The sequence below is a fragment of the Vibrio brasiliensis LMG 20546 genome, from assembly GCF_000189255.1.
GTDB classification, from domain to species: domain Bacteria; phylum Pseudomonadota; class Gammaproteobacteria; order Enterobacterales; family Vibrionaceae; genus Vibrio; species Vibrio brasiliensis.
The window spans coordinates 1-15123 of sequence record NZ_AEVS01000006.1; the positions used below are offsets into that span (position 1 = coordinate 1).

Here is a 15123-nt window from a genome sequence, read left to right on the forward strand (position 1 = left end):
CGAAGCGAAGCGTTCTAACATCTCGTAGGGCGCAGCCCGTTCTCGCAGCGCGGCGTTCTCACCTCTCGCATCTCAAAAAAAAGCCCCAGTCTCTCGACTGGGGCTTGTTCTTTTCCCGATAAGTAGGTTTCGTGCTAGCGAAAACCTATCTCAAATTGAATCTTACTTATTACGCTTCAGCTTTTGCTTTTTTCGCTTTAGGCGCTTCTTTCGCTACTTGGTCAGCTTTCTTTTTGATTACTGTAGTACCTTCGAAAGTTTCACCTTCAACGAACGCTTTACCGTAGTAAGAAGCTAGTAGAACTTCTTTAAGCTCAGCGATTAGTGGGTAACGTGGGTTAGCACCTGTACACTGGTCATCGAACGCTTCAACAGCTAGCTCGTCTAGTTTCGCTACGAAGTCAGCTTCAGAAACACCTGCAGCCTGGATAGACATTGGGATGTCTAGGTTAGCTTTCAGTTCATCCAACCATGCTAGTAGACGTTCAATCTTCTGAGCAGTACGGTCACCTTCTTGGCTTAGGCCTAGGTGGTCAGCAACTTCAGCGTAACGACGACGTGCTTGTGGACGGTCGTATTGAGAGAACGCAGTTTGCTTAGTTGGGTTGTCGTTCGCGTTGTAACGTACCACGTTAGAGATTAGTAGTGCGTTCGCCAGACCGTGTGGTAGGTGGAACTCAGCACCAATCTTGTGCGCCATAGAGTGACAAACACCTAGGAATGCGTTCGCGAATGCTACACCAGCGATAGTTGCTGCGTTGTGTACTTTCTCACGAGCGATTGGGTCGTTTGCACCGTTCGCGTAGCTTGATGGTAGGTACTCTTTTAGCATCTTAAGTGCTTGTAGAGCCTGACCGTCAGAGTATTCGTTCGCCAGAACAGATACGTAAGCTTCCAGAGCGTGAGTTACTGCATCGTAACCACCGAACGCTGTTAGAGACTTAGGCATGTTCATAACCAGGTTAGCATCAACGATAGCCATGTTTGGCGTGATTTCGTAGTCAGCTAGTGGGTACTTAGCACCAGTCTTGTCGTCAGTAACAACTGCGAATGGAGTAACTTCTGAACCAGTACCTGAAGTTGTAGTGATACATACAAGCTCAGCTTTCTTACCCATTTTAGGGAACTTGTAGATACGTTTACGGATATCCATAAAGCGCATTGCTAGTTCTTCAAAGTGAGTTTCTGGGTGCTCGTACATTACCCACATGATTTTCGCAGCATCCATCGGAGAACCACCACCTAGAGCGATGATAGTGTCTGGTTGGAAGCTCTTCATTGCTTCAGCACCTTTCTCTACTACAGATAGAGTTGGATCCGCTTCTACGTCGAAGAACGTTTGAACTTCCATGCCTTGAGCTTTAAGCAGGCTAACTACGTCATCAGCGTAACCGTTGTTGAATAGGAAACGGTCAGTTACTAGGAATGCGCGTTTCTTACCTTCTAGGTCGCTAAGTGCGATTGGAAGGCTACCACGACGGAAGTAGATAGACTTAGGTAGTTTGTGCCACAACATGTTTTCAGCTCGCTTCGCTACAGTTTTCTTGTTGATTAGGTGCTTAGGACCTACGTTCTCAGAGATAGAGTTACCACCCCATGAACCACAACCTAGAGTTAGAGAAGGTGCAACGTTGAAGTTGTACAGGTCACCGATACCACCGTGAGTAGTAGGGATGTTGATTAGGATACGAGCAGTCTTCATCTTGTCACCGAAGTAACGGATGCGGTCTGCGTTAACGTCTTGGTTAGTGTACAGACCAGACGTGTGACCGATACCACCGATCTCAACCATAGTTACAGCCTGAGCAACTGCGTCTTCGAAGTTGTCAGCACGGAACAGACCTAGAGTTGGAGATAGTTTCTCGTGAGCAAATGCGTCGTCGTAAGATACTTTACCCAGACCTTCACCAACAAGAACTTTAGTGTCTGCTGGAACTTTAACGCCTGCCATTTCAGCGATTGCTGGAGCTGGCTGACCAACGATTTTCGCGTTTAGCGCGCCGTCGATAAGAAGAACTTTACGAACTTTCTCTGCTTCAGCTTTGCTTAGTACGTAAGCTTTGTGAGAAGCGAAACGCTCTTTAACTTCGTCGTATACTTCGTCAACTACGATTGCAGCCTGCTCAGAAGCACATACTACGCCGTTATCGAAAGTCTTAGACATTAGGATAGAAGCCACTGCACGTTTGATGTCAGCTGTTTCGTCGATAACTACAGGAACGTTACCTGCACCAACACCGATTGCTGGCTTACCAGAAGAGTAAGCTGCTTTAACCATGCCTGGACCACCAGTTGCAAGGATAAGAGCGATGTCATCGTGCTTCATTAGAGCATTAGAAAGCTCTACAGATGGCTGGTCAATCCAACCGATGATGTCTTTTGGAGCACCTGCTGCTACTGCTGCATCTAGAACAAGTTTAGCTGCGTCGTTAGTAGAGTTCTTCGCACGTGGGTGTGGCGAGAAGATGATACCGTTACGAGTCTTCAGAGAGATTAGAGATTTGAAGATTGCAGTAGAAGTAGGGTTAGTAGTTGGTACGATACCGCAGATGATGCCTACTGGCTCAGCGATAGTCATAGTACCTAGGTTGTCATCCTCTTCAAGGATGCCACAAGTTTGTTCGTCTTTGTATTTGTTGTAGATAAACTCAGAAGCGAAGTGGTTCTTGATTACTTTATCTTCAACAATACCCATACCAGATTCTTCAACCGCTTGTTGAGCTAGCGGGATACGAGCTTGGTTAGCTGCAAGAGACGCAGCGCGGAAGATTTTGTCTACCTGCTCTTGAGAGTAAGTAGCGAACTCTTCTTGCGCTTTCTTAACGCGAGCAATCATTGCATCTAGTTCAGCCATATTAGTTACAGGCATAGGGATTCTCCTAAAATTAGCAAATATTAAAAACTTTTTATTAAGAGTGCTGTTCCGTGTTTTTGTTTCGTCTTCAGAACAGGCTTCTTAGTAAATTGCTTTCATGGCTGAGTATATTATTTCAGGTTATGAAAAAAATTGACCCAGATCAGTTATGAAAAACTATTTACCCAATAAGTGGTACATCAATCTCAAAACCAAGCGTAAGTGAATGATAAATAACAATTTAGATCACATTTTACGATTGGACAAAAATAGAGCAATCAAACTTACCTTTCAAAAAAAGACGCCACATCTTGTAAAAAAGTTTACATTTTTTGACCACAAACTTACATGTAGTCCACAAACCTTGTGCTACTGAGAGTATATCTGAGAACTATTTCTCTCTACAATTGGACTTAAATTTTATCGAAAATGTGCAATTGTTAACGTTTGTATAAATCCTTCCCTCTTGGCACACCCATTCTACGTAACAAAGTATGTCATTTGTATTTACGTTTTTTTCAATAATAAGATTTTCTCAGTAATGAAAGAGTTTCAGCTTTAGTTTTTTTCATTCGTCGCTGAACATCTTTTCGACTATATTCCGCAAATAATCTGTTCCCTCTGTTTATTACTTGTAGGCACGCGAATGCAAACGTTCGAAATCGCTATATTTTTGCAGTTTTTCCTTGGCTTAGTGGCGGCAGTCAACCCTGTCGGCATCATGCCTGTGTTTGTCTCTTTAACTGGGCATATGACTCAGGAAGAGAAACACAAGACTGCTGTGACGGCTAATATCGCTGTCGCTATTATTCTGGTTGTCTCTTTGTTAGCGGGACAGATGCTATTAGATATGTTTAGCATCTCACTTGATTCGTTCCGTGTAGCGGGTGGTCTGCTACTACTGAGCATCGCATTCTCGATGATGAGCGGTAAGCTGGGTGAAGATAAGCAGAATAAACAGGAGAAAACTGAGTACGTCAGCCGCGAGCAAATTGGCGTGGTGCCACTAGCAATGCCACTTATGGCGGGCCCGGGTGCTATCAGTTCAACCATTGTTTACGGCTCTCGCTACCCTGCGATGCTGGATACTGTTGGTATCATAGTGACAATCGTGCTGTTCTGTTTGTGTACCTGGTTGCTGTTCCGCTCAGCGCCGCTGATTGTTCGCTTCCTTGGTCAAACCGGGATTAACGTAATCACCCGTATTATGGGCCTGATCCTCGGTGCACTTGGTATCGAATTCATCGCCAACGGGCTGCGTAACCTATTCCCAGGTTTAGCCTAACCTGACCTTCTTCTGGTATGATGTTGCCTATTCAATTCGTGTATAACCATGACAGTGCAACATCATGCCTCGCAAGCCTCTTAAGCATCATCTCTATGTGATTATTTTCGGTACTCATACTCGTGCCGGACGTGCCTTCGATATCGCGTTAATTTTTGCCATCATCGCTTCACTGGTGGTTCTGATCCTCGAGTCTCTGCCAAATGTGATGACAGAGTGGTCACAAGAGCTACGCTACATCGAATACACATTTACTGCGCTGTTCACCATAGAATATCTGCTGAGGCTCTATTGTTCCCCTAAGCCAAGCTCATACGCCACCAGCTTTTATGGTGTCGTTGACCTACTGGCGATCTTACCCACTTATCTGGCTATCTTTTTCCCAGGTGCGTCATTTATGGGCGTGGTGCGACTGTTACGTGTCATGCGTATTTTCCGTATCCTCAAGCTGGTCCGCTACCTGCAAGACTCGAACATCCTTTTACGTTCTCTGCTGATGGCTCGCCGTAAGATCATCATCTTCTTTAGTACGGTTGGCATTTTAGTCACTATCTTTGGTGCACTGATCTTTGTTATTGAAGGGCCAGACAATGGCTTCACAAGTATTCCGAAGAGTATTTACTGGGCGATTGTAACCATCACCACTGTCGGGTACGGAGACATGGTGCCACAAACACATATAGGTAAAGCGATCGCTTCGTTAACCATGCTACTTGGTTACTCTATCTTAGCGGTTCCAACCGGGATCATCACCGCAGAACTGAGCAGTGAGATGAACGCCCATAAGCAATTAGTCAAATGTCCTAACTGTAATCGCTCTGGCCATGATTCAGATGCCATGCATTGCAAACATTGTGGCAGTGAGCTGGCGGACCCGGATAATAGAGTGGTGAGTGGGGAAGAATAGAAGCGAGAAGCGAGAAGCGAGAAGCGAGAAGCGAGAAGCGAGAAGCGAGAAAATTTTGAAGGGTTGACACACAGTGCCAACCCTTTTCTTTTAAATTCAGGTAATTAAACTTAAATATCAGCAAGCGCTGCCTGCAGCTTTCGACTCGCTCATCGCAAGCTCCTCTCGGAGGACGAAGTCCGTTCTCGAAGCGCAGCGCTCTAACATCTCGAAGGGCGAAGCCCGTTCTCTCTTAAGCTTTCTCTGCCAGAATAATACGCAGCGTACGACGTAGCGGTTCTGCCGCACCCCATAGTAGCTGGTCACCAACAGTGAATGCGTTTAGGAAATCGTCACCCATTGCCATCTTACGCAGACGACCTACTGGGATAGATAGAGTACCCGTTACCTTAGCCGGTGTTAGCTCTTGCGCAGTGATATCACGATCGTTTGGAATCACTTTTACCCAATCGTTGTGAGTAGCGATCATCTCTTCGATTTCGTCCATAGGAACGTTTTGCTTAAGCTTGATCGTTAGAGCCTGAGAGTGACAACGCATCGCACCGATACGTACACAAGTGCCGTCGATAGGAACGGGAGCATCCTGGAAGCCAAGGATCTTGTTCGCTTCAACACCCGCTTTCCACTCTTCCTTGCTCTGACCGTTATCACGTTTGACGTCAATCCAAGGGATTAGTGAGCCTGCTAGCGGCACGCCGAACTTGTCGGTAGGGAAAGAGCCGCTGCGCATGGTATCAGCAACTTTCTTGTCGATATCAAGAATTGAGCTTGATGGATTTGCCAGCTCGCTGCTAACAGAATCGTTGATTACACCCATTTGAGAGATCAGTTCGCGCATGTTTTGTGCACCAGCGCCTGAAGCTGCCTGATACGTCATTGCGCTAGTCCATTCAACCAGACCTTTTTCGAACAGGCCGCCCAGACCCATTAGCATCAGACTTACTGTACAGTTACCACCAACAAAGGTGTTAGTGCCACCGTGAATGCCCTGCTGAATCTGAGTCAAGTTAACTGGATCCAGTGTAATGATTGAATCTTGTGCCATACGCAGAGTTGAAGCCGCATCAATCCAGTATCCCTTCCAGCCCGCTTGACGTAATGCTGGGTATACTTTTTCTGTATAGCTGCCACCCTGACAGGTAATAACAGCGTCTAGCTGCTTTAGGCTTTCAATATCAAATGCGTCTTGAAGAAGTCCTGCGTCTTTACCTAAGTTTGGTGCAGGAATACCTACTTGAGATGTGCTGTAAAAAACAGGTTCGATAAGGTCAAAATCTTTCTCTTCAACCATACGCTGCATTAGTACTGAACCAACCATGCCACGCCAACCAACTAAACCTACTCTCATTCTCAACTCTCCGTGTAATCAATTTAAATAATGGGATACCCCCAATATTCAATTTTCACAGCAAAATCTCAAGGGAAAATTGCACCAAATCTGTAACTTTTATCTCCTCGTTATGCATTTCTGTCCAAAACCTGCATTTTGCTCCCTTTTTGTTCGATTGTTATTTTGGCAAACAAAACAAATGCTTCATAAAACAAAAGTGAAAAATACGTGCCACAAAATGGTTACATCCAAAAACATTTCAGATCATTAAAATTAACTATTAACCATATATTTAACCACAAAAAACAACCATTACAGATACAAATCACATTGAATGGACATTTTATCGAAATATTATTCCAACTACGGTAAAGTGCCATTCGTACCTAAAAGGAGTTAACACTCTTAAGGCAAATAGTGACGTGATTTCTATTTGCACTTGCTCATAACACTTATAAGAGGCTCTGTATGACGCAACTTACCCCCCGTCTGCCCAGCTTGATGCAGGTTATCGTCTCCCTTGGACTGTTTCTATTGATGGCATTTTCGTTCACTGCCAAATTAGATCTTCCTATCCAACTTGCTCTATACATTGGCTGGTTCATCATTATGGTGCTAGGCATTCGTTTAGGGCACCAGTACAAAGATCTTGAGAAGGCAGCTTTAGGCGGTATCTCTAACGGTCTTGGTGCGGTGCTAATCCTACTTGCAGTTGGCGCACTAGTTGGTACGTGGATTTCAGGCGGCATCGTTCCTACCATCATCTACTATGGTCTGAAAGCAATTCACCCTTCTATCTTCCTTCTTGCCACGATGATCATCTGTTCACTAACCGCACTTGCAACGGGAACCTCATGGGGTGCTGCAGGCACGGCTGGTATTGCAATGATGGGTATTGGTCAGGGTCTGGGTGTACCAGCGCCAATTACAGCAGGTGCTGTGCTTTCTGGTTGTTACTTCGGCGATAAGATGTCACCACTGTCAGACTCGGTAATTCTGGCGTCATCAATGTCTAACGTTGAAGTCGTTGAACATATCAAAGGTATGCTGCCAGTCGCGCTTATTAGTTACATCATCACTGGTATCATGTTCACTGCTTTCGGTTTCCACTATGCGGGTAACGTTGATATGTCACAGGTGCAGTCTGTGATTCAAGCAATGGAACAGCAGTTCTACATCACTCCTTACTCATTTGTTCCAGTCGTTATCGTACTTGGCCTGTTAGCAATGCGTATGCCTTCATTCCCAGTAATCAGTTTTGGTTCACTACTGGGTATTATCTGGGCCGTGATGATTCAGGATGTTGACTTCCTGCAAGCTTTCAACACAGCCTGGGCACCGTTTGAAATTGAATCAGGCGTCGCATTTATTGACTCAATCCTAAACCGTGGCGGTATGTCTTCAATGCTAGGTTCCGTAGCAGTAATCGTGTTTGGTCTTGGTTTTGGTGGTCTGCTGGATAAAGTAGGCGTGCTAGAGACTATCGCTAAACTGTTTGAACGCCGCGTACAGAGCGCTGGCTCATTGGCGACCAGCACCATTGGTACCGCATTTATGGGTAACGTATTTGGTTCGGCAATGTACGTGTCACTGATTCTGACGCCAAAAATCTGTGCTAAAAACTATGACCGTCTGGGCTACAAACGTAAGAACCTTTCTCGTAACGCCGAGTTCGGTGGCACGCTAACATCTGGTATGGTGCCTTGGAGTGATAACGGTATCTACATGGCGAGTATTCTTGGTGTAGCAACCTTGTCTTACGCGCCATTTATGTGGCTAAGCTTCGTTTGTATCATCGTAACCATCATTACTTCTTACATGGGTTGGTTCGTAGATAAATGCGAACCCGTTGCAGAAACTGAATTGGTATCTGAAGAGCAACAAGCTGAGCTAACTAAGCAAACTGCTTAAGACGTTTAGATACTAAAAAAGCGCCTCCAATGAGGCGCTTTTTTTTAATCCACCCGTCAGCAGATTATGCCGATTTCTTAACGGCGCTGCGCTTACCTAACAGGTAGCCCAACCCTAGTGGCGCAAAGAAAATCGCAACAATAAACAGCACAAAGTAAATAATAGTGCTCTTAATCAACTCCACTAGTTTGTCCATCGCTAGCGTCAATACATCCTGCGAAACCTTATCCAGATCCTGAGTAAACTTCTCACGTTCTGCACTGACAATCAAAGCTATCTCAGCACGTTCACGAGCGACCATCTCTTCTAGTGCCTGACGCTCAAGACTCAACTGGTCAAGACGCGCAGCAGTACGAGCATCAATATCCTTAACCAATGGCTGTAGTTGAAGTGCCATTTGCTCGGCTAAGTTCTCCATATACTCTGGGTTGTTCTCGACAAAATCCTGAAATGACTCTGAAGTCGCCTGCAAACTTTGCAGCGTAGCAGTCAGCTGTTCACCGCTGATACTACTGTTCATGGCAATTAATTGTGCTTTCCAGGTCATCAGTTTCGGTGTTTGTTCTGATACCAGACTGAGTCGGTCTGAGACATCACCCAGAGCTTCAGGCATAGTGCCTAACGTTGATACTGCCTCTGTTTCACTGATTTGATTCGCTTCTAACCAAGCACGATAAGCTGGCGTGCGAATAAAGCTTAAATCTTCAAACGGATGCTGGGCTGCAAAGTCGATAACAAACTGCTTGGTTGCTTTGTAGCTACTGCCTTTAAGCAAAGATTTCGCGAGTTTGTCGACCTCTTGAGCAAGCGTTTGAGAGACTTGCTTAGCTTCAGAAGTCGTAAACAGTTCGCTACCTGCACCAGAATTAAAGAACTGGTTCATCTGCTCGGTGAACACCCAGCTATCAATTAAGGCTGCTGTAGGAGATACCTGATATGCAGCTCGCTGTAACCCTTCTTCTGCGTTGATTTTCCACAGTAAGACATAAGATTGATTAAGCTTATCCTGTGGATCGTAATTGGCAGCAATCGTGTCTGCGGCCTGCTCAACTTGAGAGAAGAACTGTTGAGTATATTCACGAGTCAGCAGTCTCATATTGAGTTCTTGCTGCGTTAACGGCGTTGTTTGACTATCAAGCTTTACTTCTAACAGCGAACATCCACTCAATGGTAACAACAGTAGTAACAACCAAAACACGGAAGAGCGACGCATTTACTGAACCTCAGGTAGCAAAAAATAAGCGCAGTAGCTTAGCGCGAGAAAGTCAGTATATCGTCAAATTCAGTTGTTATTGTGATCTTTTAGGAAAAGTCTGGCTTCTGAGATTGCCCGACCAAGTCGCCAATTTAACTCTTCGAGCAAACGTGGCACTAACGTAATATCTTCTTTGATAGCCACCTCGACCTTAGTTGCCGCTTCACGTAATTTGGTTGCCCCCAGATTCCCCCCAACCCCTTTTAAGCTGTGAGCTTTCCTTTGCGCTTCTTCAGGTGAATCGGTCAACAACTGAGTAATACGCTCTGCGTCATCGTTATGGTCTTCGATAAACACCTCTAATAGCATGCATACCGACTCCATATCGTTATTTAACGAGTCGAGCATCTTATCGAAATCAATTTCCGGCTCTTGGTCTTCTACTTTCGGTGTTTCTGGACTAAGCGGCTCAGTGTCAGTCACTACCTCTGTGACCATCGCTGGCTCATCATGCTCTGTTTCAGGTTCAGAGCTTTCTGATGTGTTGGTGTATTTGGCCCGATGGGTAAAAGCGATCAGCAACAACTGGCCAAGCATGAAAGTCAAAGTAAGCAGTAGCCCAAGCCAGATATGCCTCATCAGCAGTTGGTTGTACTCCGTTCTTTGCAAATCGATTTGCCCGTAAACGTCATGAGAAATTAGCTTATCGACCACATATTGTCCTTGAGCATAGCCACCCAACACTGACGAAATCTGGGCTAAAACTTGCTGAAGATCTTGACGAGCCTCTTTTGGTAACTCGTTTGAGACTGAGTAAATCTGGTCTAACTCGCGATAAATTTTCGGGCTCGAGTTGCGGTCGCTAAAAATAGCTTCGAGGACATTGGCACTAATCCGATAATAGAGTAAGGATAACGATGGGTTATCCGTATAACGCTCGCGTTTTTCACGCACCTGTTCGACAAGGCTAAGCAAATCGAGGTTATTATCCAGATAGATTTGGGTTTGTTCTATAAAACGATCGGTGGTGAAGAGAAGTTGATTAACATCCGGCAGATACCAACTCTTTTGGTAATGAGCGTCAATCTGCAAGCGCAGAGCATAAATCAGTTGTAAATCGAGAGCTTGAGAGTCCGCCATATGAACACGATAAGGCGTATCGAAAGAGAAAGTTTCGCGTAAATCTTGAATGCTGCTACCCAGCTCGTATATCTGCTCTTTGGTTGCATTGGTCGAACGGTAGCTGTTTGCAAGCGTTGCAATACAGATTAACCATATACACAACAGCAACCAGCCAAGTTTGAGCGTCTTACCTTCCATGCTCCCGCCTAAATAGATTATTTCCCTGTAATACAAGAATATACACTATCCGGCGGAAGTGGAGGACTAACTGGCAAAATAGTGCAGTCAGTCCTGTTCTGAAAACGTTTATTTGTTGCGAGTCAGCTGATCACGCAGGTTTGGCGGTGTGCCTTTGATGGTCAGAGTATCTGTCTCTGGATCGTAGAAAATACGCTCACCAAGCAGCAGACTATCAAAGCTGACATTCAGACCACCACCAGCACCAACATACTTAGTCAGTTTACGTACTGCAGCGCGGTCACCCGGGAAGCTCTCTTCCAATTCATAGCCCTGCTCTTGAGTGTAATCTAAAAAGCTCGTGCCATCTTGAGATGGAGGAAGCTCACCTGAGAGCTCTCTTACCTGAACTTCATCGCCAGACTTAATCTGTTCGTTACAGTAGTCAGCAACCTGCTTCTTGTAACTTAGTGCTTCGTCTTTTTCCAGTTTTGAGTCTGCGCAGAAGTCTTCAACTGCCTGCATTAATACCTGGTTCTGCACTTTGGTGTCCAAACCGACTTCCGCCTGAAGGAAGTCGAGGAAAAAATCTGCCACTTTACGGCCAACACGGCCCTTGATGTAAGCAAGGTAACGGTTTGATTCTTTGTCCGTTTCATAACTTGTCAGATCAATACGTGCAGCAATATCCATCTTGCTCAGATCAAGATAATCGGTAGCACTAATGTCCAAACCTTCAGTTACTTTAAGGCTTTGATTTGATGGGATAATCGCTACAAACAAGTAATCCGTCGCTAATGACTGATACTCAGCGATGACCAGAATACCTTCATCGGCAAACGGGTACTTTGACAGTTCATCTTTGAGACGATTAGCACTTTCCTGAGAGAAATCATAAAAATTTCGATTTCCCTGACGTAGCTCTTGCAACCAGACTTGAAAATCACTGTCTGATTTAAAATTACCAAAGCCTTTTCCTGCTTTTGAGTTAAACACTCGATGCAGTTCAGCTACCAGGTTTTCTGTAGAGGTATCGTTGGCGAGAGACTCGGCTCGAAAGTTAACAACCAGTTCATCGGCATCGTTTTTTTGTAGTTGATGTAGGATAACGTTTGAAAGATGAAGACTCATGATGAAATTTATCGCTGCGTAGGTTTCAGTTGCGTGGCATTGTAGGTTATCATAAGCCGCTTTACTATCATCAACAGAGTCTTTATGCCGATTACATCTAAATACAGCGACGAACAAGTTGAACGAATCCTGACAGAGATCGCCGCGGTACTTGAAAAACATTCTGCTGGCCCGGAGCTTGCATTAATGATCGCTGGTAATATCGCTACCAATGTCTTAAATCAGGATATTGCTGCTTCACAACGCAAAGCAATTGCTGAAAAATTCGCAGAGGCACTTGTTTCTTCTGTAGAAGATAAAAAACATTAAGAACAATAACGGATAATAGAACACTTACATGGTTGATAACGGAAATACATACGGCGAACGCGTATCGCGGTTAGTGGGTTGGGGGCATTGGTTTGCCTTTTTCAACATCATTGCAGCAATGCTGATCGGAACCCGTTATATCACTCAGTCACCTTGGCCTGAAACCCTATTAGGGCAATTCTACCTCGCCGTATCTTGGGTAGGTCATTTCGGCTTTCTGGTATTTGCCTTGTACCTGCTGGTTCTATTTCCGCTAACCTTCATCATACCGTCACGTAAGCTATTCCGCTTAGTGGCGGTCTGTTTTGCTACCGTCGGTTTGACGGTGCTACTGGTCGATACCCAGGCTTATCAAACCATCAACCTGCACCTGACACCTGTGGTGTGGGAAGTGTTATTTAGCGATGAAAGCTCTACTCTCACCGTAGACTTACAACATCTGTTTATCGTCCTGCCACTGATTTTCTTATTGCAGCTTGCCCTCTCTGAATGGGTCTGGCGCAAACAGCGTAAACTGTCCCATAAACATGTTGGTCGCCCTATTGCGGCACTGTTTTTCGTTAGCTTTATTTCAAGCCATCTGATTTATGTTTGGGCAGACGCCTATTTCTACAACCCGATTACCGCTCAGCGCGCTAACTTCCCTCTCTCTTACCCGATGACCGCTAAGTCATTTATGGAGAGACACGGACTGCTTGATCGCGAAGAGTATTTAATGCGCTTAGAGCAAAGTCAGGACAGCAACGAGTTAGTTCGTTACCCACTAGAAAGGATCGAGTTTGACCGTCGTGCAAACCCGCTTAATATTCTAGTGGTAAGTGTTAATAACCTACGCTCTGATGCTCTTACTCAAGAGAACATGCCTGCTGCTTACCAATTTGCACAAGAGAACCAAAACTTCACCAACCATTACAGTTCAAGTAATGACTCGTTCGGTATCTTCGGCCTTTTCTATGGCCTGCCAAGCAGCTATGCCAGCAGTATTAAAGCTCAGGGCTCTAAACCGATTCTGATCGATACCCTAATCGAAAAACAATACCAATTTGGTCTGTTCAGTGGCGATAACTTCGATGAGCCTCTGTATGGTGAAACTGTCTTCCGTGGTATGAACTTCACAGGCATTGCTTTCAATGACAAGCAATCACCAGACTCTCTGGCAATTGACGCTTGGGCAGATTGGGCAAAACAACAGGGTAAAAAGCCTTGGTTCAGCTACATTGAGTTAACTACCGTGGATAACTTCAGTGCCTACAGTGACAACGACCAGGCACAAACAGCTGCCAATAAGCTGAAGTCAGGTTATCAGAAGTCAGTTGCGACAGCTGATAAAGAGTTGGCTCAGCTCCTTGAGCAAGTAAAGGCACTAGAGCTTGATGACTCTACCGTGATCGTCATTACTTCAAACCATGCGACAGAGTTCAACGAAACAAAGACCAACAGCTGGGGTTCGAATTCTAACTACAGCCGTTACCAATTACAGGTGCCGATGGTGATTCACTGGCCAGGTAAAGTTGCTGCTCAATACCAACACAGAACCAGTCATCTGGATATGTCTGTGACCCTGCTACAAGACTTACTTGGTGTTTCATCTAACCCAACTGATTTCAGTAGTGGACGTAACCTGTTCGATGAACGCAAGCGTCGTTGGATTCTGGCGGGTGATTCGCGCGATTTGGCTCTTATTACCACCAAAAACACCACTGTGATTGATAAGTTCGGTAACTACAAACTGTACGACGCTAATTACCAGCGTCTGAAAGATGAAAACCCGACCTTACCAGTACTAATGCAAGGCCTGACTGAACTACAACGTTTTTACGCTAAGAGTAACTAAATCATACTGTTAGAGGATTGACCCTTAATCCATTACGGATTAAATTATTGGCATCGGACTGTAGCGCAGCTTGGTAGCGCACCGTCATGGGGTGTCGGGGGTCGCTGGTTCAAATCCAGTCAGTCCGACCATTACACCTAGAAAAAGAGAGCTTCGGCTCTCTTTTTGCGTTTTATACCAGAGTGTTCCGCTAGCAAGTGAATAGTTAATAATGAAAACACCATCAAAGTATACAAAGCAGATACCTGCTACGGTGGCGGCATTATTGAAATAGTGGATTATGTAGTAAATGAAGCTCACTCAACTTAACGCGTTCAAAGCCGTCGTAGAATGCCAAACTGTTACCGCGGCCGCAGAGCGTCTCAGCTTAAGTCAACCTGCGGTTAGTCGCTTAATTTCTGGCTTAGAACAGCGTATCGGATTTCAACTTTTTCAACGCAAGGGCAATCGTTTAGAGCTGAGCAGTGAAGGTGAAGCATTTTACTTAGAGGTAGCAAAAGTTTTTGATGCTGTGTCAGGGCTTACTCAGTCTGCAAGCTCGATTCGTTCACGCCATTTTGGCAGCCTAAACATCGCAGCAATGCCACTGCTGTCGAACGCTTTCTTACCACGCACCCTTGCAACTTTTCTTAAGCAATCGTCCAAAATGAAAATTGGCTTTAAAACCTATCGCTCAGAAGAGGTGATACATCGCATTCAAAGCCAAACTACCGACATTGGGTTTGCCTTTGTTGATCAACACTTAGCCGGTGTTAAAGCGCAAAAAGTGCAGTGCGAATGTGTCTGTTTGATACCAGCCTCCTCTCATTTAGCACGACGCACTGTTATTGACCTATATGATATCGCAGGGCAAGTCTTAATCCGTCATGAACGCGATACAACCCAACGAAGAATAGACGCGCTTCTGCGCCGCTACGATCTTTCCACTATAGAACAGATTGAAGTTTCTCTTGCTAGTAGCGCAGCAGTACTTGTCAGTGAAGGCGTTGGTATCGCGATCACCGACCCATTCACTGCTCATATGCAAGTCGAACATGGTAACGTCGTGATGCGCCCGTTAGTCTTTAG

General features: G+C 45.1%; 11 protein-coding genes and 1 tRNA gene. 7 read left to right on the forward strand and 5 right to left on the reverse strand.

Annotation, left to right across the window (positions count from 1 at the left end; all coding sequences use genetic code 11):
* Positions 1-169: 169 nt before the first annotated feature.
* On the reverse strand, positions 170-2869 hold the full coding sequence (gene adhE, locus RH46_RS00710) for a bifunctional acetaldehyde-CoA/alcohol dehydrogenase (RefSeq protein WP_006877464.1): 2700 nt from the start codon (positions 2867-2869) through the stop codon (positions 170-172).
* Between the two features lie 631 nt (positions 2870-3500).
* Here adhE and RH46_RS00715 point away from each other — a divergent pair.
* Together RH46_RS00715 and RH46_RS00720 are read left to right on the forward strand one after the other, a co-directional pair.
* Positions 3501-4139, forward strand: a complete 639-nt coding sequence (locus RH46_RS00715) for a YchE family NAAT transporter (RefSeq protein ID WP_006877465.1) — start codon at positions 3501-3503, stop codon at positions 4137-4139.
* A 64-nt stretch (positions 4140-4203) separates the two neighbouring features.
* Positions 4204-5046: an ion transporter gene (locus RH46_RS00720; RefSeq protein ID WP_006877466.1), complete on the forward strand. Its 843-nt coding sequence runs from the start codon at positions 4204-4206 to the stop codon at positions 5044-5046.
* A gap of 232 nt (positions 5047-5278) precedes the next feature.
* Here the strand turns inward: RH46_RS00720 and asd are convergent, their stop codons facing one another.
* Entirely contained in the window at positions 5279-6394 is a 1116-nt protein-coding gene (gene asd, locus RH46_RS00725) for an aspartate-semialdehyde dehydrogenase (RefSeq protein ID WP_006877467.1), read from the reverse strand.
* Positions 6395-6844: 450 nt separating this feature from the next.
* On the opposite strand from asd, the gene nhaC reads away from it, so the two are divergent.
* Positions 6845-8287, forward strand: coding sequence for a Na+/H+ antiporter NhaC (nhaC, locus tag RH46_RS00730; RefSeq protein WP_006877468.1), 1443 nt, complete (start codon positions 6845-6847; stop codon positions 8285-8287).
* A 64-nt stretch (positions 8288-8351) separates the two neighbouring features.
* Here the strand turns inward: nhaC and RH46_RS00735 are convergent, their stop codons facing one another.
* The 3 genes from RH46_RS00735 to yejK form a co-directional block, all read right to left on the reverse strand.
* Complete coding sequence (locus RH46_RS00735; RefSeq protein ID WP_006877469.1) at positions 8352-9500, reverse strand: hypothetical protein; 1149 nt, start codon at positions 9498-9500, stop codon at positions 8352-8354.
* A 69-nt stretch (positions 9501-9569) separates the two neighbouring features.
* Positions 9570-10802, reverse strand: coding sequence for an Hpt domain-containing protein (locus RH46_RS00740; RefSeq protein ID WP_006877470.1), 1233 nt, complete (start codon positions 10800-10802; stop codon positions 9570-9572).
* A 108-nt stretch (positions 10803-10910) separates the two neighbouring features.
* Positions 10911-11912, reverse strand: a complete 1002-nt coding sequence (yejK, locus tag RH46_RS00745; protein WP_006877471.1) for a nucleoid-associated protein YejK — start codon at positions 11910-11912, stop codon at positions 10911-10913.
* Positions 11913-11996: 84 nt separating this feature from the next.
* On the opposite strand from yejK, the gene RH46_RS00750 reads away from it, so the two are divergent.
* The 4 genes from RH46_RS00750 to RH46_RS00765 form a co-directional block, all read left to right on the forward strand.
* On the forward strand, positions 11997-12221 hold the full coding sequence (locus RH46_RS00750) for a YejL family protein (RefSeq protein WP_006877472.1): 225 nt from the start codon (positions 11997-11999) through the stop codon (positions 12219-12221).
* A 28-nt stretch (positions 12222-12249) separates the two neighbouring features.
* The gene (locus RH46_RS00755) at positions 12250-14055 is read left to right on the forward strand and encodes a DUF3413 domain-containing protein (RefSeq protein WP_006877473.1); all 1806 of its coding nucleotides are present in this window, start codon (positions 12250-12252) and stop codon (positions 14053-14055) included.
* A gap of 54 nt (positions 14056-14109) precedes the next feature.
* Positions 14110-14186: transfer RNA gene (locus RH46_RS00760), tRNA-Pro, on the forward strand.
* 158 nt (positions 14187-14344) lie between these two features.
* Positions 14345-15123: LysR family transcriptional regulator (locus RH46_RS00765; protein ID WP_006877474.1), on the forward strand; the 779-nt coding region annotated here is incomplete at its 3' end.

What these genes read in the sequence shown, in the direction of transcription:
- adhE (WP_006877464.1), bottom strand. Translation starts at nt 2,869, where the DNA reads ATGCCTGTAACTAATATGGCTGAACTAGATGCAATGATTGCTCGCGTT.
- RH46_RS00715 (WP_006877465.1), top strand. Translation starts at nt 3,501, where the DNA reads ATGCAAACGTTCGAAATCGCTATATTTTTGCAGTTTTTCCTTGGCTTA.
- RH46_RS00720 (WP_006877466.1), top strand. Translation starts at nt 4,204, where the DNA reads ATGCCTCGCAAGCCTCTTAAGCATCATCTCTATGTGATTATTTTCGGT.
- asd (WP_006877467.1), bottom strand. Translation starts at nt 6,394, where the DNA reads ATGAGAGTAGGTTTAGTTGGTTGGCGTGGCATGGTTGGTTCAGTACTA.
- nhaC (WP_006877468.1), top strand. Translation starts at nt 6,845, where the DNA reads ATGACGCAACTTACCCCCCGTCTGCCCAGCTTGATGCAGGTTATCGTC.
- RH46_RS00735 (WP_006877469.1), bottom strand. Translation starts at nt 9,500, where the DNA reads ATGCGTCGCTCTTCCGTGTTTTGGTTGTTACTACTGTTGTTACCATTG.
- RH46_RS00740 (WP_006877470.1), bottom strand. Translation starts at nt 10,802, where the DNA reads ATGGAAGGTAAGACGCTCAAACTTGGCTGGTTGCTGTTGTGTATATGG.
- yejK (WP_006877471.1), bottom strand. Translation starts at nt 11,912, where the DNA reads ATGAGTCTTCATCTTTCAAACGTTATCCTACATCAACTACAAAAAAAC.
- RH46_RS00750 (WP_006877472.1), top strand. Translation starts at nt 11,997, where the DNA reads ATGCCGATTACATCTAAATACAGCGACGAACAAGTTGAACGAATCCTG.
- RH46_RS00755 (WP_006877473.1), top strand. Translation starts at nt 12,250, where the DNA reads ATGGTTGATAACGGAAATACATACGGCGAACGCGTATCGCGGTTAGTG.